The organism is Microcoleus sp. S13C4 (assembly GCF_036700865.1).
Classification (GTDB): domain Bacteria; phylum Cyanobacteriota; class Cyanobacteriia; order Cyanobacteriales; family Microcoleaceae; genus Microcoleus.
This window is the reverse complement of sequence record NZ_JAUBPS010000093.1, coordinates 1-21,230: the sequence shown is the minus strand read 5'-3', so window position 1 is coordinate 21,230 and position 21,230 is coordinate 1. Positions and strand designations below refer to the sequence as shown.

Sequence of the window (21,230 nt, the reverse complement as noted above, 5' to 3'; positions counted from 1 at the left end):
GAATCATATTTTACCATGCTGTGCCTAGATTGTGAACCTTCTTTTTTTCTATTACCCCGATTTATTGAGCGGATACCTTTTTTGTTTCAATAAAGTATCTCGAAACGCGGGGCTAATGGGAAACTACAACATCCGTCATTTTATCGAAATTTACTAGCTTATCCCTTTTTCCACGCCCGGGGGCATTCAAAAGCTATTAATTGCAGCAGGGTTTTTAGTTTCTCAAGCGGGAATTGCTGCGGGATGGTTTTGGGAGAAAAATAATTTTAGTGAGGGATAGAATTTAATTAATGAACAGCAGAGAGCGCAGAGAGAGAAGTAAGAGTTAGTAGGTAGGTCGGCTTTGAGCCGTCAATTATTGATAGAATAATTCGCTGCTGACGCATTCTATAATTCCAAAATAGGGTTTCCGGCTTGTTCCATAAAGAGTGAATTTTATTGGGGCTGGCAGGAGAACCCGCCCGTAAAAGGCTTATTGAGAAGAGTGAAATATCTGCGATATTAGCAAGGCAAGGTGCGTGATGTACACCCGAAGATTAAATAAATCCGTGTTCTGCTAAAAATTCGGGGGTAATGCCTCCTAAATGGTTGAGGGCGGGGGTTTCTTCCCACGGTTCGGGATGGGACTTTGAGCCGCTGCGGAGAAATTTGGCGACATATTTGCCCAGAATATCTGCTTCTAAATTAACTAAACTTCCTGGTTGCAAATAACTGAGGTTTGTCTCACCAAAACTGTGGGGAATGACAGCAATTTCAAACCAATTACCGTCAGCATCGCAATCTGCCACTGTTAAGCTGATGCCGTTGACGGCGATACTGCCCTTGGAAACGATGTAAGGTGCGATTTGACGTTGCCATCCCGAATTTGCTGCTGGTGGGGCAGTAAACCGCATCTCCCAAGCGTTGGCGGTTTGGATTGATGTCGCTAAAGTGCCGATCGCATCTACGTGCCCCGTCACGAAATGTCCCCCCAATTTGCTGCCGGCGCGCAGGGAGGTTTCTAGGTTCACCAAAGCATCGGGGAATGATCCCAGAGTTGTGCGGCGGAGGGTTTCTGGGGAAGCGACGGCGACAAAACCCGTCGCAGGGAGAACTTCCACTACCGTTAAACAGACTCCATCTACGGCTACGCTGTCCCCAATGGCTAAATCTTGTAAAATCTGGTAGGAGTTGTTTGATGTGCAGGAAATTTGGAAATAATCGTTGCCTAGCGACTTCAGTTTTCCGAGAGATTGAATTAGTCCTGTAAACATAAGTATTTTTCCTTAGTTGATCGCTTATTTACATCAAATCACAGGGACAAACCAGAGACAGGAGGTTTGGTCGTCCCCCTCTCCCCCCGAGTCAATCTAAAATCTAAAATCTAAAATCGACACTGCCCGATCTGTTGCAGATTCAGGCGAAGATCAAGTCATACTGGATTTAGGTGATCTGTATGTCCAAGTTCTCCACTGCCTTACAGTTTCTTAATTCTATGAGGCCGATCGAATGATTGAAATGAAAGTCGCTGGAATTGCCTTAGATGCAGCCACGCGCAGTCCTATTGTCCTATTGAGAGACGCTACTGAGCGACGGGCTTTGCCTATTTATATCGGTCAGGAGCAAGCAAAGGCTATTATTAGCGCGATCGAAGGCCACAAGCCTCCTCGACCCTTAACTCACGATCTGATGGTCAATTTCTTAGAGGCATGGAGTCTTACCTTGGAGCGCATAGTTATTCACTCGCTGCAAGATAACACCTTTTATGCCGTGCTGATCGTCCGTCAGGGAGAAGTTAAAAAAGAGATCGATGCCCGACCTAGCGACGCGATCGCCCTAGCCCTGCGAACGAACTGCCCCATCTGGGTGATGGAAGAAGTCGTCGCCGATGCTTCGATACCGGTCGATCGAGATGCTGATGAGGCAGAACGCCGGGCCTTCCGGGAATTTATCTCAAACCTCCGTCCAGAGGATTTGATTAAGAGAAGCGGCTTCAGCCCGGGCGAAACTTCCTAACCTTTATGCGCTATCGACGGTTTGGCAAAACGGAGTTGCACTTGTCGGTATTTTCCTTGGGAACCATGCGCTATTTGGCTTCTGAGGAAATTGCCTGTCAGACTGTAAAACAGGCGGTGTCTCTGGGAATCAATCACCTGGAAACTGCGGCTGGTTACGGTTGCAGCGAAGAATATCTTGGCGCGGCCCTCTCGGCTGGTTTGTCTGTCGATCGATCGCGCCTCCACGTCACTACGAAAATTTCCCCGACGGAGGATGCAGCAGCAATGGAACGCTGCATCGACGCATCCCTCAAACGCCTGAATTTAGACTATATCGATTGTCTGGCAATTCACGGTTTGAATACTTGGGAACATTTGGCGATTGTGCGATCGCCCACAGGCTGTATGCAAGCGGTACGCAAAGCCCTCGCCGATGGTCGCATTCGGCACGTCGGCTTTTCGACTCACGGGCCTCTGGATCTGATTTTGTCTGCAATCAATACAGATTTGTTTGAATTTGTCAATCTGCATTACTACTATTTTTTTCAGCGCAACGCCCCGGCAATTGAACTCGCCAAAGACAAAGATATTGGCGTTTTCATCATTTCCCCGGCAGATAAGGGAGGGCAACTATACACGCCCCCGGAAACTCTCGCACAATTGTGCTCGCCTTTCTCGCCCTTAGAGTTAAACTATCGGTTTTTACTTAGCGATAATAGGATTGGGACTTTAAGTGTGGGGGCTGCAAATGCGACAGAATTAGAGCAACCCCTGAAATATTGCGATCGCGACTTTCCCCTCACCCATGCCGAAATCGCTGCGTTCGATCGGCTAGAATCGGTGATTGCAGCCACTTTGAAAACCGACAAATGCAGCCAGTGCTATGCCTGTTTGCCTTGCCCGGAAAACATCAACATTCCCGAAGTATTGCGGCTTCGCAATCTCGCCGTCGGGTGCGACATGATTGACTTTGGCAAATATCGCTATGCCATGTTTGAAAATGCTGGACACTGGTTTCCTGGCAGCAAAGGCAACCGCTGCACCGATTGCGGCGAATGTTTGCCCAGGTGTCCCGAAAAGTTAGACATCCCAACCTTGCTCAAAGATACTCACCAGCGACTGGGTGGTAAAGCAGGCAGGCGGTTGTGGGATTGAAAAAAAGGTGAAGCCGGGAAAAGGCGATCGAGCGTATCTAAGTGTTGGAATAATTACGTTAAACTTTGGTTTAAGTGAATTTACGATAGAGTCGATCGAAAAACTACTTAGCTTGCGGACTGTCTGCAGGCATTGGTGTCCACTTAACGTCTTATGTTGTACCAATCTACTGTTTGAGTTCACAGTCTTCCCGATTCCCCCTAACCCCCTAGGGACAAGAGCGTCAAAGTCCCCCTTCTTAAGGGGGATTTACGGGGAGCGAGACTCGGCTATAAACGATAGATACAAATGGTTTTAGTCTGAAGTTGACACCCATGTCCCCTGTCTGCTCGCAACAAACTTTAAATAGGAGCCGACAGTATATGGAAAAACAACTAAATAAGACAATCTGATTGAACACCGAGAAATTGATTTATTTAAAAATATCCCAGTCATTTTCTTGCTTTATTGCCCCCGGCGAGAGCTAACAATTTTATGATGAGTGATTAAGCGAACTCGATATAAAATATAAAATCGTTCGACTGAGCGCTCACGCCGAAGTCTAAAATCTCAAATCTCAAATCTCAAATTAATTCCCTTCCCGATTAATTGATGGCCTGTCATCTAAAACCGATCCCGTATTTACTACTATGGCTCATACTCAGTTAAACGACAGCCAGCCAAATTGTCTGCAGCAAACTAAAGTGGCGACTTCCGAAAGAAGATTGAAAGCAGCTTTCAAGCCGTATACCTACAACTTATCTGTTACGAAAAAACAGTTAATCGGACTGGTGGCTTTACAAACAATTTTGCCAGTCGGACTAACGGGAGCAGCACTTTGGCTAACATTGGAAGTTGAAAACAATCAACTGGCAAATCAAGCAAAATCAGAACTGAGCCTTAGTGAAATTAATTACAATCTCAAACTCGATCGCGCCGCCGACCGTTTGCAAAACTCCTCTGACAGCAAAACGATCGCCCAAACAGCGTTAGCTTATAACAGCGGTAAACAAACATCAGATTTGCGAAAATCTGTCAAGCAAATTTTGGAAAATCAACTCAAAATAGGAGCAATACACAGTGCAGCTTTAGTGGGGAAAGATGGGAAGATAATTGTTAGCGTTAATCTCAACAAAGACAGACAAAGTTTTAATTCTCGTAACCTAGACTATCAAGTATTAGCAAAAAAAGAGCCAATTAGGGCCAGCAAAATTCTGGCTCACTCTGAAAATCAGAAACAATTGCCAAATTTGCAACCGGGAGTGAGCGAAGGTACCCTTGTGAATTACTCAGAAATTCCCGTGATAAATCCCAAAAATGAAACTGTTATTGCTGCTTTATTTCTAGGAAGAAATCTGAGCCAAATCCCGCTGGTTGCCAGTAGGGAAAGAGTCAATTCAGCCGTCGGCTTTTACGCTCTTTATGCACCGCTTAATGAGGGCAAATATGTCTTTGTAAGTGGACAAAGTGTTACTAAAAATCAACTGTTGCCCGACTTACTGGGGATGGACAGATCGCTACTGAGGTCTGCACGCGCCGCCGATGGCAAACCAGTTGCTCAGCAAATAAAAATAGGGAATCAGGCTTATACAGTAGCAGCAAAATCTCTGAATAATTTAGCCGGAAAACCCGCTGTAATTTTAGTGCGGGGCATCCCCGAAATCTCGATCGCAACTTTGTGGGGCAACAATTGGCTGCTGGCAATGTCTGCGGCTGCCGTTGTCCCCTTCGCCTTGGGAGTTGCAGTCACGGGCCGGATTGCCAAGCCCGCTAACTCAGATTTATTAACAGCAGAAGGGAATTCACAATCTAACTCCACCGCCGAGCCGCAGCACCTATCCCCGAAGTCGGAGCGCATTTCTGACTCTTTAAATTTAGGCGAATTCCCCGATTTATTCCCAAAAAAATCGAGTTTAAACAATCAATTAGCCGTAGATTTTCGATATAAAAAAATTGTCGGGGTTCCTCTTCCAAGGCTTCGCCAACGCCCGATCGCAAATCCCCACATCCCACTAGCTTTCCCACCCCTAGAATTGCCCGCAACCTCCGTCTCAAACCAGTCGCGGCCGGCAAATACAGAACTAGAAAAAAGCGCGATCGCCTTAAATCTAGTCCAGGAAGCTTGGCAAGACTTAAATCGCCTCAACTGGGAATTGCAGCCAGAAATACTCGATCGCCAAAACACTCAAAAAGCCCTGCGAAAGAGCGAAGCACTGCTGCAAGCGATTTTAGACAACTCAACAGCAGTAATTTACATCAAAGATGTTGACGGAAAATACCTGCTCACCAACCGCCATTTTGACAATTTGTTCGACATCGCAAAAGAGCAAATAACAGGCAAAACCGACAGCGATATTTTTCCCGAAGACAAAGCAGCAGCCTTGCGAGAAAATGACTTGAAAGTTCTCGAATCCTCCTCGCCCCTAACCCTCGAAGAAATCATCCCTCAAGACGACGGCCCGCACACTTATATTTCTCTGAAATTTCCCCTCTGTAATTCTGAAGGCAAAGCTTTTGCAGTCGGTACAATTTCTACAGACGTGAGCGATCGCAAACAGGCCGAACTCACTCTAGAAAAAGCCAAAGCAGAACTAGAAATAAAAGTCGAACAGCGCACGCTATTCCTCAAACAAGCCAACGAACTATTGCGGTTTGAACTCGCCGCCCGAGTCCGCGGCGCCATCACCGTCAGACAAATGACCGCTCAGGTAGCCCGACACGCCAGAACAGTTGACGGCATTCTCGGCGCTTCCCTTGACCTAATTTTTCTAGTAGATCGATCTGGAAAATACACTTATGTCAGCCGCACCGCCGCTCAAGCAGTCGGCCTCAATCCCAGAGATATGATTAGCAAAACCTGGCGAGAATTAGGCTGGTCGCCACAAATTTTACAGCAGGTTGAGGACGATTGCAGCGCCGTATTTGCCACAGCCGAGCCCAAGAAAGGCGAAGTAATTGTCCCCACCGCAATCTGGGGAACCCGCGACTACGAGTACATTCTCAGCCCGGTTTGTGCGACAGACGGCAGCGTCGAATCCGTAGTAGCGACGCTGCGGGATATCACCGAACGCAAAGACGCTGAGGAAGCGTGGCAGTTGGCAAAAGAAGCCGCAGAACTAGCCAACCGCGCCAAGAGTGCTTTTCTGGCAAACATGAGCCACGAGTTACGCACTCCCCTCAATGCGATTATTGGCTACAGCGATATGCTGGTGGAAGATGCCGAAGAGGTAGGCAACTTAGAGGTAATCTCGGATTTAGACAAAATTCGCACTGCTGGCAAACACTTGCTGCGGCTGATAGAGGACATTCTCGACATCTCCAAAATTGAAGCTGACAAGATGGAGATTTACCTCGAAAGCTTCGATGTTGGAGGCTTAATCGAGGAGGTAGTAACAACTATCAAACCGCTAATGGATAAAAACGGCAATACTTTGCAAGTATTGAGTTCTGACAATATCGGCGCGATGCACGGCGATTTGATGAAAGTGCGGCAGGTAATGCTGAATTTGCTCAGCAATGCTGCTAAATTTTCTGCTAATGGGACGATCGTGCTTACTGTCGAAAGAATTACCAGTGAAGAATTAAAAAATAAATATCAACCGAGAGTTCCTCAACTGTTAATTTTGGATGCAGAATTTTTAATTTTCCGAGTGACGGACACGGGCATCGGCATGACAAAAGAGCAGCAAGAGCGACTGTTCCAACCTTTTACCCAAGCCGACAATTCAACTACTCGCAAGTACGGCGGTACGGGTTTGGGACTGACTATCAGTCAGCGTTTTTGTCAGATGATGGGCGGCGATATTGAAGTTACTAGCGAGTTAGATTGCGGTTCTACTTTTACTGCTTTTCTGCCTGCTTCATTGTTTAGGCGATCGGAATTTTAACAACAATTGTGCCGATTCGCCGTAAGAACTTCAGTCATCAAAATTTCTTGAGCACTAAATTACTCACTACAAACCGATTTTACAGGACTGGATCTTAACAGATAACTTTTGTACACAACCGGCCCTTGCCAATTTATGAATTACCACCAGTTTAGCCACACAAATCAAGTTTTCCGCCACAGACATGGCATTTTGACAAAAAGTTTATTTTTGTTCCTGATGGCGGGTTGTGCGTGCCTCGGAGCATTGCTGCAGGAGCAATCTGCTGCCTTTTCCCAGCAGCCGGTCTGCCCGACTGGCAACGCTGCTAATTTCCCCTCGCCTCCGCTTTCGCAAACCGAAAAAAGCGTGCCGAGTCTGTGGTTAGCTCAAAAACAGTTTGGCGGGAAATTGCTCGATCGCTGGTTTGTCGATCCCGGCAATACTTGGGTAATTCTCATAGTCAACCGCCAACTTTGGAGTTTGCTCGATTATATGGAACGCTATCAGTTTGTTAACCGCTTTGGCACTGTCGCCAGGGACTACGGTTACAATGTGCGAGTTTGCAACCGTCAAGGCACTGCTTTGGCAGTTTATTCGTGCAAGGGCGATGGGCTTAGCTGTCGCATTGATTTAGAATCTCTCTCAAATCCGCGTCTTCGAGGAAGGGTGAAAGGATTCTAGTAGGGTGCGTCAGCCCCGAGGGATTTTCTGGATAATCGATAAATCCGAGCTGATGCACTCTACATTTTAACTTCTCACTACTTGCCTAGTTTCTTGCCAGAGCGATCGATACAGCGAGATCCCCGCATCCCCAAACGGCAGCAGAAAGTCGCTAGCAGCAAGAATCTTAGCATCCGGCAACAACACAGAATTAGTGCGAACAGCTTCCGGCAAATCTTCGGGTTTCATGCCGACAATTATCGGCGAACTAGCCTTAGCCAGCAAAGATAATTGAGGAGCAATCCGAGGCTGCAAGCAAAAATCAATCCATTTTTCCACTAAAGAAACTGAATTCCCTGATGCTGGTTCTACCCACAAATCTGTCCAAAGTGCAGTTCCAGAAACCGGAACTACTAAAGCAATATCCTTTTGAGTTTGCAGCAGCGGCAGCAAGTCTCCAGAGGAACCTACTGCCAACCAAGTATCGCCTAAAATTAATGGTTGCAGGTAAGCGTCAGAACTATAAAATTTAACTTGTCGGTGCAAATTTGCGAGTTCTTTTTTGAGATTGGGAACTTTATCTAATTGCTGGGTATTGTAAGATTTTCCGAGTTTTTTTAATGTTAAACCGATAACTTCTCTAGCACTGTCCGGCAGAGAAATTCGATCGCGCAATTCTGATCGCCACAAGTCTTTCCAATCTGTTGGAGTCCACCCCAAAGCCTTAAATTTGTCGGTTCGATAGGCAATTACCGTACTTCCCCAGCGGTAAGGTGCAGCCCACACTTTACCTTGAGGATCTAATTTACCATCATCGTTGCGCCTGACGAGTTTTTGCCATCTTTCGGGCAATTGTGACCAATTAGCAAACTTAGCAGGATCGATCGGCTTAATCAATTTTTGCCTAATTGCCAAAGTCAGCCAGTAATCTCCCAACATCACCAAGTTAGCTTGATTTTTTGATTTGGGAACCTGTTTCCACTCCTGCAACAGGGCGAATAATTCTTTTAATTGTCCTTCTTGGGTTACCTGCAAAAGCGGAGACGGTTGTACATCGCGGCTAAATTTGCTTACCAGTTGGGCCGGAATACCGTTTTTGAGCGATCGAATTTTGAGAATGGGCTTCGAGTCGCACCCTGCCGCCAATTGACTTAAAGTTAGGGTGGCGGCCCCCAATAGCAAAGACCTTCGTTTCACCTGTGAATCCGCTTTTCTAAATATTGACCGATCGTTTTGTGTTCTGCAGCCAGGGAAATAATTGTTTGTCGAGTCCGCTAGTTGACGCCGACTTGTTTTATTTCTTCCTCAAACACAGAGCCATTGTACTCGGTTCTGCTCCCTTTTAATTCTGCTGCCTTCTGAGTCTGTTTTGCTCTTGCCTGATTTTACCTTCTAGTTTGTCGATCGAGTTTTCCGATGCCGAAAACTCCGTCAACTTAACGCCTAATTTCTCTGCTCCAAGTTCCTTTGAGCCAATTTTGCTCGTCAGCGGGGGCGATCAACTGCATCTGTGTTACATTTTTTAATATAACGAAATAAGGAGAGCGTTGCCCTCGGCCACGGGATGATGCTTTTTTACACAACCGAAGTGAAAAATCCTTTTTAAACCCGCGACAGCTTAATAACTAAACATCCACTCATCTGAATTCTGAAAGCCCTGGCGAGAGCGGAGTCAATCTAATAGGACGCTCCGCACTCCGACTCTCAGGAACCGGATGTTTTAAATCGGATTGAAGGTTTGAACGAAGTATGGGGGTTAAAAAACCCGGTTCCTGCGTCCAAGACTATCTAAAACCTAAAATCTAAAATCTAAAATCGACTCACGAATGGGGATCGATTATCTTCAAGCTGGCTCCCTAAATCTACCGTCAGGATTGGGAACACAACAATTACGTCAAAAATTAAATAATTTAGTGATAAATCCAAGTTATGTAAAGATTTACCTAAAATGTAAAGATATAAGTTACGAGCAAAAGGATGATTGTATGGAAGCCCTCCGCCAGCAAGTTACAGTATTGAGCCAACAAGTCGATGCCCTCTACAAACTCATAGAAAACCTCAATGAAAAGCTCTTGGAGTCTGCCAAGGACACGAAGCTGACCCAGCAACAGAGAAACGATCGCTCTGGAACGCTAGGAAATGACCAAACCTCCCCCTATCAAAGCTATAGCAGTCTCGACGGGCTCCTCGAACACAAAGACATACTGTTAGATGACAGCTACTTCGACAAGAATTCTCAAAGTCTGGAAAAAGAGCTGAGCGCAGAGATTCAAATCCAGCGCTTAACAGCTCAGCTAACAGCAGCTTACAATCGAATTGCCGCCTTAGAAGAACAGTTGCTCTCGAAAAGAATGCACTCGCAACATCTAGGCGGGCCTAATTAAATATTGCTAGCGGGGATCGGGTAATAATCAAAAAAAATACAAGTTGCGTTGATTTATGCTCGTCTACTTATAGATTCATTGCATAGAGTTTTTTATCTCCCGCAAGTAGCAGGGGGAATACTGCATCAAAGTCAGATATTATGTAGAAAATTCTGTAAATCTGAGAGTAGAAATGCTACAGAAAGTGATATAATTATTCAGCCAAAACGAAGCTGGGTGAGCAGTACAACCATGTTCGCAGCTCGATCGCCGCCTCTGAATTTTTAATGTTTAATTCCTAAGATTCCTGGACGCACAGAAAACTACAAACCCCGTTTTTAAGTGTATTCCTCGCTGCAAAACCCCAATATTTTCAGTAAAAACCCGGTTTTTTGCCTCCAGGACCCTCTAATGTTTAATTTCACACCGCGAGGCTAAAGCTTCCACAGCTTGAAGGAGTTGAGGAGGAGTCCAATTTGCAGTCAGGCCAGTGGCGATCGCACACGCGCCCGCACCGACACCTTCCTTAACATAGCCGCGATCGTAAGCTTGCAGTTGCCCGTAGCGAGATCCAGCAAAACTTAGCTGCGCGGCTAACAGAGGCACACCGCCGATATCCGACGCAAGTCCTACAGTGTCTCCTGTAGGGTCTTCGGCCACCCAGCGCGTAGTTCCCACCGCAACTTGTTCGGGACGCCATACTAGAGCATATTCCCGGGCTAAGGCTTGCATCAAAGCATACACTGCCAGCATTTGCGTACCTCCGGCCAGAAGCACCCCGCAAGTCCGACTCGCGGCGATCGCCATTGCCGCCACCGCTATTTGCATCGGATCGCCCACCGCAGCTACCAATTCCAGGGGAGTGCTGTTTTGTCCGCCAATTTCCCACTCAGCATTATTGAGTCCCGCTGTCACCGCAGCCAATTTTTGAGCGTGATTGCAGCGAGGATGAGAACTATTAACCTTGCCCGCCGCTGCAATACCCAAACCCATTAACACGCCCAAAGCCGTAGTCGTTCCCCCAACTACGCACTCCCCTAAAATTAAATAGCTGCCATTAGTTTCAGCAGCCAATTTAGCTCCCCAAATTAATCCTTGTTCGAGCAAATGTTTGACTGTTTCGAGTTCTAAAGCATTCCCAGAAATCAGACACTTTGCCGGAGTGCCGCCCAAATCAATAGCAGGTACCGGAGGTGGGAGGGGCAAACCAGCATTAAATAGGTAAAGGGGAATTTCCAAAGCTTCGACTACAGCGCGAGATATTAGTACCGGCGAGGCACCCGCTTCTAGGGGCGGCAAAGGATATTGGGGCGACGGTTGGGGGCCGTTATACAAAAATTCTGCATCGGCTAAACAAGTAAATTGTCGATCGTGCGGGGTTGCTCCTGCTGCTGAAATCCCCGGAATTAAGCCAGTAGCGGTAAATCCTAACACGCAGGCAAATATCGGTTTTCGTCCCCGATAGCGATCGAGCCACCGCTGACCCTGTTCGATTTCTGTATAAATACCAATCATAGTTAGTCATTAGTTATTAGTCATCATTTATCCGTCAACAGTCAACAGTCAACAGTCAACAATTCCCAATAACTACTCTTCATAATCGATCAAAACTTGCACCCAGCTTGGCGGCCGCGGGATTGGATTTCCTAAACGATCTAATAGCAGCAAAGCTACTAAATGCACTACAAATAAATAGACAATATTGTTAACCAAAATCATCCCGGCGGCGATCGCCCCAATTGTGTCCAAACTCGGTACATTAAGCCAGCCCAGCTTCACAAAAACCCATTCCACCATCTCTGTTACCTGGGCGGTTACGTAAACCCATAGATCTTGACCCACCAACGCGGACAGCAGCCAAAATCGAAAAAAGAAGCCGACAGTACCAATTACTGCACCCACACTAATAGAGAGTGACCAACTCGCTTTACGCCTCCAAAGTCCTCCCAGCGCCACTCCCATAATTCCAAAAGGCATCACGTATAAAATGCTCCGCGTCGGGCCCATCAGTACCGACAGCAGCAAACCCGATACCAAAGCTGCCATCCAAGCTGCTCGGTTGCCCCAACGCAAGTAAACTAAGGCGATGGGTATCGGGAAAAAAACCCGCAGCAAAGGCCCCAGCGGAAAGTAATAATTTACTAGCCAAATCAAGCTAGCGGTACTTGCCAAAAATGCTGTTTCTACGAGCCTTAAAGGCGCTTCCCCCGAGGCGCCCGTCCCCGGAGCGGGATTGGTGCGATCGCCAGCCATTGCTGAAATACCGGCGGTTGGCGGCTCGTTATTTGTACTGGGTGAACTACCCGAATTAGACGCAGCATCTGCTGACAAAAAATCACTCATCCGATTTTAGATTTTAGATTTTAGATTTTAGATTTTACGGGACTTGCGCCCGATACGGCTGATTCCCGGTTTTAGATTTTAGATTTTAGATTTTACGTGACTTGCGCCCGATACGGCTGATTCCCGGTTTCACTGTTTGGATGCCTCGCCGCCAAATTTAATATTGCTCGCCGAAACCGGGTTTAGGTAGGAACGCAAGTCTTATTTTAGATGGATTTTCTCAGCAAAAATTTTCAGCAGCATTATTTTTCGATTTTGGCTTCCTGGATTACAAAAACCGAACAAGATGCGTGGTGAACGACATAATTGCTGACGCTGCCGAGAAAAGCTTCTGCGAGCCCCGTGCGGCCACGCCTTCCCAACACTATTAAATCTGCGCCCCAATTTTCGGCGGATTCACAGATACAATGCCCCGGATCTCCGTCCATTTTGCAGTCAAATTCCACCTGCAATCCTTTTTTTGCTGCGGCGTCGCAGTAATTTTTCAGCAAACCAGAAGCGTGTTTTACCTCGCTTTCCAGCCGCAAACGTTGAGCTTGATAAGCTTGATCCATTAACTCGACATTCATTCCCAAATCTACTGGAATTGGCACTGCCGTCTGACCCACCGTGCTCACAGTAACGCAGTTAAATAGCATCACCTGGGCGCGATCGCTCAGAGCTAATTCTAAAGCTTGAGTGAAGACGCGGTGGCCCAGTTCAGAATCATCTAAGGCGGCGAAAATTTTCTTAAAACTCACAGCTTTACCTCCTGCAGTAAATCATTAATATCAGTTAGTTAACAGAGAGTGCTTTTGAATTAGATTCAATAAAAGCAAACTCTGATACTTCTAGACTAACAGACGCTCTAAGGCGTGGAGGTCGGGAATGCACAAAACGTCACGTTCCCGCTGAATAGTTCCTTTTTTTTCCAACTTGCTGAGCACTCGCGTTACTGTTTCGCGAGCCAGCCCGCTGAGGCTGCTCAATTCTCTGTGTGGCAGGTTCGGTATTTCTGTACCTCCTGTTTCCAGGATTTTTTTGCCTTGCCCCTCGGCCAAAAATAATAGAATATCTGCTACTCGCGAGGTACTGTCCGACTCTCGCAAACGCAGGCGGCGGTTGACTTGTCGCAGGCGACGGGCCATCAGTTGAGCTAGGCGAATGCCTGCTAGCGGCTCGGTATGAATGAGCTGCACAAAATCCTGAGATGGCATATTGCCGATCAGTGTCGGGGCTAGGGTGATCACATCTGTCGATCGCGGTGCTTCTTCGATCGCGGCCATTTCCCCGAATAATTCTCCTTTCCCTAAAATATTCAGTGTTACTTCTTTTCCGTCTAGGTTGTAGGTGCGAATTTTCACCCAACCATCCAATATAAAATACACTGATGTTCCCCAGTCATTTTCGAGTAAAATCACTTGATTAGACGGATGACTGCGGGTAACGATGTGGAGAGTTGCTCTCTCGATTACAGGATCGGGTAATCCTGCAAAAAACGGAGTAGAAACTATCAATTGATTTATATTAGAATTCGGATCTCGGGTGTTAAAGCGGTCTTCCATGAGGCCATCATTTTAATTTACGCGCTTGAGCTGCGCTGGGCAGTTAGAAATAGCTTGCAGCCGAGTCATTCGATTTGAGATTCAAGATTTGAGAAACAAGGATCTAAAATCGGCAATTTTACCTCTAAAGTTTGGCGGTCAAAGGCTCAATATGGGAATTAATAGCCTCAAGCCCTGATTGGGAGCTAGAAACTTAAGAATATACCATAATTTTTTAGATATATACCACTGAGCAAATTTTATTAACAAAATTTTAGCAATGTGGCAAACGACTGAGCCGATCGAATTACCTTTGAAAACACTTCGCGAAGACAAGCTTAACACTGCTGAGAGATTTGTTGTCACTAGGCCCTGCTGTCGAGAAGGCAGAATCGACGAGTACAAGCCTGCAAGCACGGTAGACCGATCCCAAATCCGAGCAACCGCCTAGAACCTGGCAAATGTCAGCACGATCGGCAAAATCCACAGCCATTGCGAGCCTAAAGACTGGCGCTCTTCGCGAGCGAAACCCACCTACTTCCCAGCCAACTTTTCTGCTACCCCAAGATTATTGTACCATTAGTATCTAGCCATGAAGACAGATAAAAGGCTATAATAAAGGGTTACTCAAACCTAGTATACGGGGACAATCCCGAATCTTGGCATCCCAAATCGCAACTTGTTTGAGGTTTTTTCCAAGTCGGTGAAAGATCAAGAGACAGTGGCGCGCCACCATGCTAAGGAAACTTGCGGTGACAATGTGCGGCCCGCCGTTCCAGCCGGTGAAGGCAAAAGTTCGTCGGGATCGCACCTCTTACGAGCAGGAATCAGCCTCCGGGTCGGGAAACTCGCTCGCCCCTGAGCCGCAAAATTTGACAGCACTTGCAATTGATAGAAGCGGGCATTTGGTGGGGAAGTACCGGCTAACCTATCATCAAAAAAATGGGCGGAGGGAAGCGGAGGGCCCAAACCCCGTCCTTTTAGGAAGGCTTTACATGAATTATTGTTAAACTCTACCATTTCACACAAGACGTGCTAGTATGTGAAATAGCTTACTTAAGGTCAGCATGACACTCAAAGCCTTCAGCTATCGATTCTACCCAACGCCGGAACAAGAAAGTTTGTTGCGACGTACTTTGGGTTGTGTTCGTTTGGTCTACAACCGTGCTTTAGCCACAAGAACCGAAGCTTGGTACGCAGAACACAAACGGGTAGGCTATGCTGAGACTTCTTCCATGTTAACCGAATGGAAGAAAACCGAAGAACTAGATTTTCTGAACAAAGTTAGCTGCGTGCCATTGCAGCAATGCTTGAGACATTTACAAACGGCTTATACCAACTTTTTTGATGGGCGGGCACAATATCCTAACTTCAAAAAGAAACGCAATGGTGGTAGTGCAGAATTTACCAAGTCAGCATTCAAGTTCAAAGATGGACAAGTCTACCTAGCAAAAAGCACAGAAGCGTTACCAATTCGCTGGAGTCGGACACTACCTGATGGTGCAACACCATCAAGCTTAAGCGTAAAGCTTGCACCATCAGGTAGGTGGTCAGTTTCTCTGCTGGTGGATGTTGAAATTGAAGCATTACCCAAAACAGATAATCAAGTCGGTATCGACCTGGGAGTTACAAGCTTGCTCACTCTAAGCACTGGCGAAAAGATTGCCAATCCCAAAGGATTCAAGGCAAAATATCGCCAGCTTAGAAGAGCGCAGAAAGCTTTAATTCGCAAGCAAAAAGGGTCAAAAAACCGTCACAAAGCACGGCTTAAAGTAGCGAAAGTGCATCAAGAAATCACTGATGCAAGGAAAGATAATCTTCATAAGCTAACAACGCGGTTGGTGCGTGAAAACCAAACCATCGCCGTAGAAGACCTAGCTGTGAAGAATATGGTCAAAAACCCCAAACTTGCCGCTTCTATAAGTGATGCAAGTGGGGGGGAATTAGTCAGACAACTTGACTACAAGTGCGATTGGTACGGTCGTACTTTAATTAAGATTGACCGATGGTTTCCGAGTTCAAAACGGTGTGGTAATTGCGGACATATCGTTGACAAGATGCCGTTGAATATCCGGGAATGGGATTGCCTTAATTGCGGGACGCACCATAACCGAGACATCAACGCGGCAAAGAACATTTTGGCGGCAGGGCTTGCCGTGTCAGTCTGTGGAGCGACCGTAAGACCAGAACAGAGTAAATCTGTTAAGGCTGGTGCGAAATCCCCTAGGGGACGGAAGCAGAAACCTAAGTCGTGAGTCTTAGGAATCCCCGTGGGTTTACGCCGGGGTGGATGTCAAAGGCAATAGAAGTTATCCGAAGACAAAACGTTAATTAACAGTTGTCACAAAATATTAGTAAATTATTGACTGACTCGCATTCAGGATACAAGCCCCCGGATTCATTCCTTCGCAGACTCAGGACGGAGAAATAAAAAACCTGTATCCGAGAAACTTGCCCCCCGAATTTATCCGTGGGGTCAATGCTTCAATTTTTTAATCTAAAATCTAAAATCTAAAATCGATTGACGGACTCGCATTCAGATTATTCTATCTATTGGCATCGCTGCCACCTGACTTCAATCTTTTTTCGGTAAAGTTTCTCCCAAGCCGCATTCCCAGAGGTTCCGCCCTTGAATTCTCAGAAGTACAAAATTCAAGCACTGATTGCTGAGATAGACGAGGTACTCAGCAAGCCCGCACCCCGCTTGCCTTGGACGGGTTCTCTTGATACTGTCCACCAGCGCCAACTTTTAGAGCGAGTTCGCGCTTATCTGGTTTCCTCAGACTCAAAGCTAACGGTCGCAAAGGCCCCCGCCCGCCCAAATGTGCCCCCGCAACCAGTTCCAGTTCCCAAAGTGCCTCTGCCCGCCTCTCGCCCCTCAGCCGCAGAGCAAATCATGCTTGCCGTAACCGGAGAAATCAGCCACCTGCGTTCAAGCCTGACAGGGCCGCTCCAAGAGGACATAGAAGCTCTGCGGCAAGAGCAGCAAGCTCTAGTTCAAGAAATCAAACAGCTAGAAGCAAAACGGCAGCAGCAACAATCCCTAGCTCAGCAACAAGCCAACCAACAGCAAATCATTGCTGAATTCTTGCAGGTACTGACTGCCCGCTTGGAAGAAACCTTGACTAGCGATTTCTCCCAAATTCTAAGTTCGCTAGAAAATCAGTTATTGCAAAGCAGCGCAGCACCATACTCTTTGGGCAGTGCGCCTGATGAACAATCGGCTATGGACGTAACACTTAACCGACAAACATCAGAAGAACACCCGCTGCTGACGCCGGCTCAGAGGTTGGAGCAAATGCAACTGTTCCAATCTCATGCTGACAGTCTGCTGATGAGTCTCGATTCTAGGATGGCTATCGTGTTCGAGGCTTTGCAAGCAAATGTGCAAAGCTATCAAGCTTCCTTGAGACAAGAACTCGAAAATATGTACGGTTTGAGCCAGCAGAGCGAGGCGATGTTCGCGGCTTTGGTCAACCACTTGGCCTCACAGTTGGGGCGAGAAGCGTCTTCCTACGTTCAACAGCCGATCGATTTAGCAAATAATCTCGAAACCGTCACCCCAACAGCAGCCGATCAATCTCCTGTCGCTCCCGCCCTTTCAAATACTGCTGAGACTCTGACGGGAGACTCGGTGCAGGAAATTCGCACGGGCGAATTCGGAGAACAAGACAGATTGCCCTACGCGGGTACAGAAATTTCTCCACAATTCAGACAGTTGAGGCGCGACCGCGACCGCATTCAAGCCCCAATTTTGCTCCCAAAGTTGGAAGATAATTTGTTGGGTTCTACCCCAGAAATATCTCGAAATGCAACTCGGTTTACGAGCGGCGAGTCGGACAATAGGTTAACAGAAACAGGCGAAGAACTTGAGGATTTGTATGCAAGTTTGTTCGCGGGAGAATCGGTTCCTGAAGTAGAATTACAAGTCGAAAGTTTTCCGGTAGACGATACTGTTGAGAAAAAAAGTGAAGGTGTAGAATATCCAGCAGCGACGGATAAGGGAACTGCCGAATCGCTAAAAATGACCGAAAGTTTGTTTGTAAATCTGCTGGATGAAGGCGAATCTCGGGAAGAGATTTTAGTAGATGAAGATTCAGAATTTGTAATGGGTAATTCTGTAGACTCTCTCACTTTAGATACGGCCGATTTATTTGAACCGCCAGTGGTAACAGGACCTCAAGTTTCAGAAGCATCACCCTCAACTGCTGAGGTGCAAATTGACGCGGACGATCGAGAAAATCTAGAAACGGGTCAAAACCTCAGCGAGCAGTTCGGCGCTACAGTGCCTCAATCAGCAGCTTTGCCGTTGAGAACGCCTGTAGAAATTAGCCCTCACCGCCCCACTGCCACGCCCCATGTGCCAAGTGTCGGCGATGTTCAAACTGGTGAGTTCGACTCATCCTCGCAGCGCCTTGATGATGGGTATATCCAAGCTTCGCCGGACGAGGATTTGCTGCCGGTTGAGGCATTAGAAGATGACCTCGATCGAGCTCTTAATTTGGACAACAATACTCTGGAACTGTTGGAGGCAGACCTCTACAATCTGGAGGGATTGGAAAATACTAGCTCCCGGCGATCGAATTTCTCAGCCGCTAACAGCTTGGATTTATCCGCGAGTTCCCCCGATGAGGGCGGTGCAAAAAATCCCTTTGCGGAGGTGGCAGAGGAAGAACTCGGCACGCTGGAGGATTTGTTCTCCGATGTGTTGGAACTCTCGTCTGATGATGAACCCTTTGTTTTGGAAAACGAACTTGAGGATGATTTGTTTGCGGAGGAAGAGGGCTCGAATTTGACGCTAGACGAGATTTTGGCTAGTTTGACCGAGACCGATCAATCTTTGACTGATTCTCCCCCTCCAGAAACTGTCGAAACTAACGAACTGCGATCAAGTCCTCCAGAAAGTAAAAAAAAAACCTAATTTCGACAGACAGTAAAGCAGGAGTTGTTGAGGGGAAAACCGATTTTAGCGAGTTGGCCGGGATACAGCAGCAAGAGTCGGCTGGGCATTCTGCAGCAGGTGCGATCGCCCCATCCCCAGAACGCCGGAATTATAGCTGGTATTTGGGCATTGATTTCGGTTCCAGCGGCCTGTCTGCGGCTTTGCTCGATCGCACCAGCGGCCAGTTGCACCCGATTTACTGGGAAGCATCGCAGGCTGAGGCTTGGCCTTGGCCAGCAGACGCCAGCTTTCGGATTCCCTCGGCTGCGGTGCTGACGGAAACAGCCCCAGGAAGCCGAGAATCAGAGGTGACAGTCAAGTCGGTGGGACTCCGACCCCAGGCTTTGGCTGCAGGAGAATTTTTATTGGAAAATTTTAAATTGCCTTTAAAGGTGGGCATTCCTTATCAGCGGGAGGCTGCTGGGATGTACGAACCGCTGTTGCAGTGGTCGCCCTTGCAGGCTTTTTCGATCGCCTTGCCCCTGCAAGGTGTGCGGGCACTGCTGGCAACTTTGAATCCGAGGAAGCAGGGGCAAAAATTTGCCGAATCACGGGAAATTTTGGATTCTGCACCAAGGGCGAATGTTGCAGGATTGCCAGTTTCTAATTTAATCTGTAGGGCTTTGGGACTGACGCCAGAAACTCTCGATGCGGCGCTTTTAGACTTGCGGGGTGTAATTTTGGGGACTCCGGCCGGTTGGTCGGATGTTTATCGGTTTAATCTGCGGGAGGCTGTTTTGGGCGCGTCTCTGGTGGCTTCGAGTTCGCAAATTTTTGTGGTGGAAGATGCGATCGCCACTTTGCTTGCTGCTGTAACTCCTGTGAAAAATAATATGGAAGTCGAGTCCTCAGCCGCGGATTCTGCTAAGGACGCTGAAGAAGCTGCACCGCTGAGTGTGAATGCTTCATCTTTTAGCGGGGGAACTTTGATTTTGAATGCGGGGGCGGCGACGGTGGAATTAGCTTTAGTTGAGTTGCCATCCAATCTTCAAGATTTAACTCGTGCTAATTTTACTTGCCACAGTTTTGCTTTTGCTGGCGATGCTTTTGATCAGGATATTATCTGTCAGTTGTTGGCTAAAAATGAAACTTGGGGAATGTCGATCGATTTGCCACGTCCGGGGCATCCAGATTTGCCGAGCCGCTATCAATTGCAGCAGCGGTTACAAGGTTCTGCTTTTGGCCTGCAATTGTTAGAGGCGGCAAGGCAAATAAAAGTTATTTTGCAACATCAAAAAAGTTTTGTTTTGGATATTGACGAGCACCATTGGGATGTGAAGCGCAAAGATTTTGAAAGTCTAGTTTTAGTGCCTTTTGTGCAGCAGTTGAACCGCGAATTGAATGCTTTGCTCAGCCGCGCCGGAATGTCGCCGGTGGGGATTAATCAGGCGATTTGTGCAGGGGGTATGGGTGCTTGGCCTGCGATCGCCCGCTGGTTGCGGCAGAAGCTGCCCAATGCGATCGTCGTTCAAGACCAGGAATTGCAGGTCGATCGAGATATTTTTGAGATTCACAATTCTACATTAAATTCTGTATCTCAAAGTACCAATTTTTCCCAAAAAATTGGTCGCGTTGCCTGCGGGTTGGCGAGTTTGGCTCTCTACCCTCAGATTTTGGGTGTGTCGCAGCAGCAGTACAGCGACTTTTTTCTGCTGTGGGAATTAATGCAGGTTGTGGGTGAGGAAACTCTGAGCTTTCAGGAAATTTTGCAGTTGTTGGAACGCCAGGGCGTGAATACCCGTACCTGCGAACCCCGAATTTTGCGGATTTTGGAAGGAAATTTGCCGGCGGGAGTTGTGCCTACGGAGGAAGATTTCATGCTGTTGGCCGAGGAGTCGAGACAAAATCCCGATTGGGAAGCAATTTTGGCCGAGCCGCTTTTCTTTGAAGATGTCTCACGGGGTTATCGTTTGAATCTCGAACACGCCTCTGTTGTTCGCGAATATTTAGGCAAACTCGCTTCTAGCAGCCAGCAAAAATTGTTAGAGCCGCTAACACTGGCTTGGGATGTTCGCACCGATATTTATCGCTAAACGGCAAAAAATCGGTTTCTCAGTTGAATCCTTCCTATCTTCCCAGAAGATTCCTAGCAGAAACCGATTTTTTTGCGTCTAGGACTTAGTTTTTTATGTAAATGTACTTAAGTTTACCTAAAGTTTATACGTTTTTAGAAAAAATACACAGAAACTTTATAAAAGTGTTGTTGCTTTTTAAAGATTGTGCAAAGCTCAGCATTTCAGGTTCTGCAGATTTGGGATGGCTAATAAGATGGACGTGGGATCTCGTTAAAGTTGAGACAAATCAAATGAAATTTCCCATGGGTGCCTCGTCGAAATCATCAGTATTAGACCTCTTGCGAAAGTGCGCTCGTTCTAGGTAAAATAAAAGAAAAAATTAGATTAATAATATGAATTACGAAC

General features: G+C 47.0%; 15 protein-coding genes. 8 read left to right on the top strand and 7 right to left on the bottom strand.

What is annotated here, in order from left to right; all coding sequences use genetic code 11:
* Positions 1-536 precede the first annotated feature (536 nt).
* Complete coding sequence (gene ribE, locus QT996_RS25665) at positions 537-1,253, bottom strand: riboflavin synthase (protein ID WP_333050061.1); 717 nt, start codon at positions 1,251-1,253, stop codon at positions 537-539.
* Positions 1,254-1,488: 235 nt separating this feature from the next.
* On the opposite strand from ribE, the gene QT996_RS25660 reads away from it, so the two are divergent.
* From QT996_RS25660 to QT996_RS25645, 4 genes are all read left to right on the top strand, one after another.
* Positions 1,489-1,995, top strand: coding sequence for a bifunctional nuclease family protein (locus QT996_RS25660; protein ID WP_006635481.1), 507 nt, complete (start codon positions 1,489-1,491; stop codon positions 1,993-1,995).
* A 5-nt stretch (positions 1,996-2,000) separates the two neighbouring features.
* Positions 2,001-3,131: an aldo/keto reductase gene (locus tag QT996_RS25655; protein ID WP_333050058.1), complete on the top strand. Its 1,131-nt coding sequence runs from the start codon at positions 2,001-2,003 to the stop codon at positions 3,129-3,131.
* 629 nt (positions 3,132-3,760) lie between these two features.
* Positions 3,761-6,997 (top strand): PAS domain-containing protein, encoded by a 3,237-nt coding sequence (locus tag QT996_RS25650; RefSeq protein WP_333050057.1) that lies wholly within the window; start codon positions 3,761-3,763, stop codon positions 6,995-6,997.
* A gap of 135 nt (positions 6,998-7,132) precedes the next feature.
* Entirely contained in the window at positions 7,133-7,660 is a 528-nt protein-coding gene (locus QT996_RS25645) for a hypothetical protein (protein WP_333050056.1), read from the top strand.
* A gap of 66 nt (positions 7,661-7,726) precedes the next feature.
* Here the strand turns inward: QT996_RS25645 and QT996_RS25640 are convergent, their stop codons facing one another.
* Positions 7,727-8,836 carry an extracellular solute-binding protein gene (locus QT996_RS25640; protein WP_333050055.1) on the bottom strand — a complete coding sequence of 370 codons (1,110 nt, stop codon included), beginning with the start codon at positions 8,834-8,836 and terminating at the stop codon, positions 7,727-7,729.
* A 788-nt stretch (positions 8,837-9,624) separates the two neighbouring features.
* Between QT996_RS25640 and QT996_RS25635 the strand changes: the two genes are divergently transcribed.
* A complete protein-coding gene (locus tag QT996_RS25635; RefSeq protein ID WP_333050053.1) occupies positions 9,625-10,023 on the top strand; it encodes a hypothetical protein in 399 nt (132 codons plus the stop codon).
* Positions 10,024-10,410: 387 nt separating this feature from the next.
* On the opposite strand, the gene cobT is transcribed toward QT996_RS25635, so the two are convergent.
* The 5 genes from cobT to QT996_RS25610 all read right to left on the bottom strand — a co-directional run bounded on the left by cobT (position 10,411) and on the right by QT996_RS25610 (position 14,888).
* Positions 10,411-11,517 (bottom strand): nicotinate mononucleotide-dependent phosphoribosyltransferase CobT, encoded by a 1,107-nt coding sequence (cobT, locus tag QT996_RS25630; protein WP_333050052.1) that lies wholly within the window; start codon positions 11,515-11,517, stop codon positions 10,411-10,413.
* A 72-nt stretch (positions 11,518-11,589) separates the two neighbouring features.
* The gene (locus QT996_RS25625) at positions 11,590-12,345 is read right to left on the bottom strand and encodes a DUF2232 domain-containing protein (protein WP_333050050.1); all 756 of its coding nucleotides are present in this window, start codon (positions 12,343-12,345) and stop codon (positions 11,590-11,592) included.
* Between the two features lie 242 nt (positions 12,346-12,587).
* Positions 12,588-13,085: a universal stress protein gene (locus QT996_RS25620; RefSeq protein WP_333050049.1), complete on the bottom strand. Its 498-nt coding sequence runs from the start codon at positions 13,083-13,085 to the stop codon at positions 12,588-12,590.
* Positions 13,086-13,175: 90 nt separating this feature from the next.
* The gene (locus tag QT996_RS25615; RefSeq protein ID WP_333050047.1) at positions 13,176-13,889 is read right to left on the bottom strand and encodes a Crp/Fnr family transcriptional regulator; all 714 of its coding nucleotides are present in this window, start codon (positions 13,887-13,889) and stop codon (positions 13,176-13,178) included.
* Between the two features lie 690 nt (positions 13,890-14,579).
* Positions 14,580-14,888 (bottom strand): hypothetical protein, encoded by a 309-nt coding sequence (locus QT996_RS25610; protein ID WP_333050045.1) that lies wholly within the window; start codon positions 14,886-14,888, stop codon positions 14,580-14,582.
* A gap of 47 nt (positions 14,889-14,935) precedes the next feature.
* Between QT996_RS25610 and QT996_RS25605 the strand changes: the two genes are divergently transcribed.
* From QT996_RS25605 to QT996_RS25595, 3 genes are all read left to right on the top strand, one after another.
* Positions 14,936-16,123 (top strand): RNA-guided endonuclease TnpB family protein, encoded by a 1,188-nt coding sequence (locus tag QT996_RS25605; protein WP_333050043.1) that lies wholly within the window; start codon positions 14,936-14,938, stop codon positions 16,121-16,123.
* A gap of 374 nt (positions 16,124-16,497) precedes the next feature.
* Entirely contained in the window at positions 16,498-18,789 is a 2,292-nt protein-coding gene (locus QT996_RS25600; RefSeq protein ID WP_333050041.1) for a hypothetical protein, read from the top strand.
* A gap of 53 nt (positions 18,790-18,842) precedes the next feature.
* Positions 18,843-20,843 (top strand): hypothetical protein, encoded by a 2,001-nt coding sequence (locus QT996_RS25595; protein ID WP_333050039.1) that lies wholly within the window; start codon positions 18,843-18,845, stop codon positions 20,841-20,843.
* Positions 20,844-21,230 lie beyond the last annotated feature (387 nt).

Excerpts from the sequence above, each read along its gene's own strand:
- QT996_RS25660 (WP_006635481.1), top strand. The coding sequence starts at position 1,489 with ATGATTGAAATGAAAGTCGCTGGAATTGCCTTAGATGCAGCCACGCGC.
- QT996_RS25635 (WP_333050053.1), top strand. The coding sequence starts at position 9,625 with ATGGAAGCCCTCCGCCAGCAAGTTACAGTATTGAGCCAACAAGTCGAT.
- QT996_RS25645 (WP_333050056.1), top strand. The coding sequence starts at position 7,133 with ATGAATTACCACCAGTTTAGCCACACAAATCAAGTTTTCCGCCACAGA.
- QT996_RS25655 (WP_333050058.1), top strand. The coding sequence starts at position 2,001 with ATGCGCTATCGACGGTTTGGCAAAACGGAGTTGCACTTGTCGGTATTT.
- QT996_RS25650 (WP_333050057.1), top strand. The coding sequence starts at position 3,761 with ATGGCTCATACTCAGTTAAACGACAGCCAGCCAAATTGTCTGCAGCAA.
- cobT (WP_333050052.1), bottom strand. The coding sequence starts at position 11,517 with ATGATTGGTATTTATACAGAAATCGAACAGGGTCAGCGGTGGCTCGAT.
- QT996_RS25625 (WP_333050050.1), bottom strand. The coding sequence starts at position 12,345 with ATGAGTGATTTTTTGTCAGCAGATGCTGCGTCTAATTCGGGTAGTTCA.
- QT996_RS25610 (WP_333050045.1), bottom strand. The coding sequence starts at position 14,888 with ATGGTAGAGTTTAACAATAATTCATGTAAAGCCTTCCTAAAAGGACGG.
- QT996_RS25615 (WP_333050047.1), bottom strand. The coding sequence starts at position 13,889 with ATGGAAGACCGCTTTAACACCCGAGATCCGAATTCTAATATAAATCAA.
- ribE (WP_333050061.1), bottom strand. The coding sequence starts at position 1,253 with ATGTTTACAGGACTAATTCAATCTCTCGGAAAACTGAAGTCGCTAGGC.
- QT996_RS25605 (WP_333050043.1), top strand. The coding sequence starts at position 14,936 with ATGACACTCAAAGCCTTCAGCTATCGATTCTACCCAACGCCGGAACAA.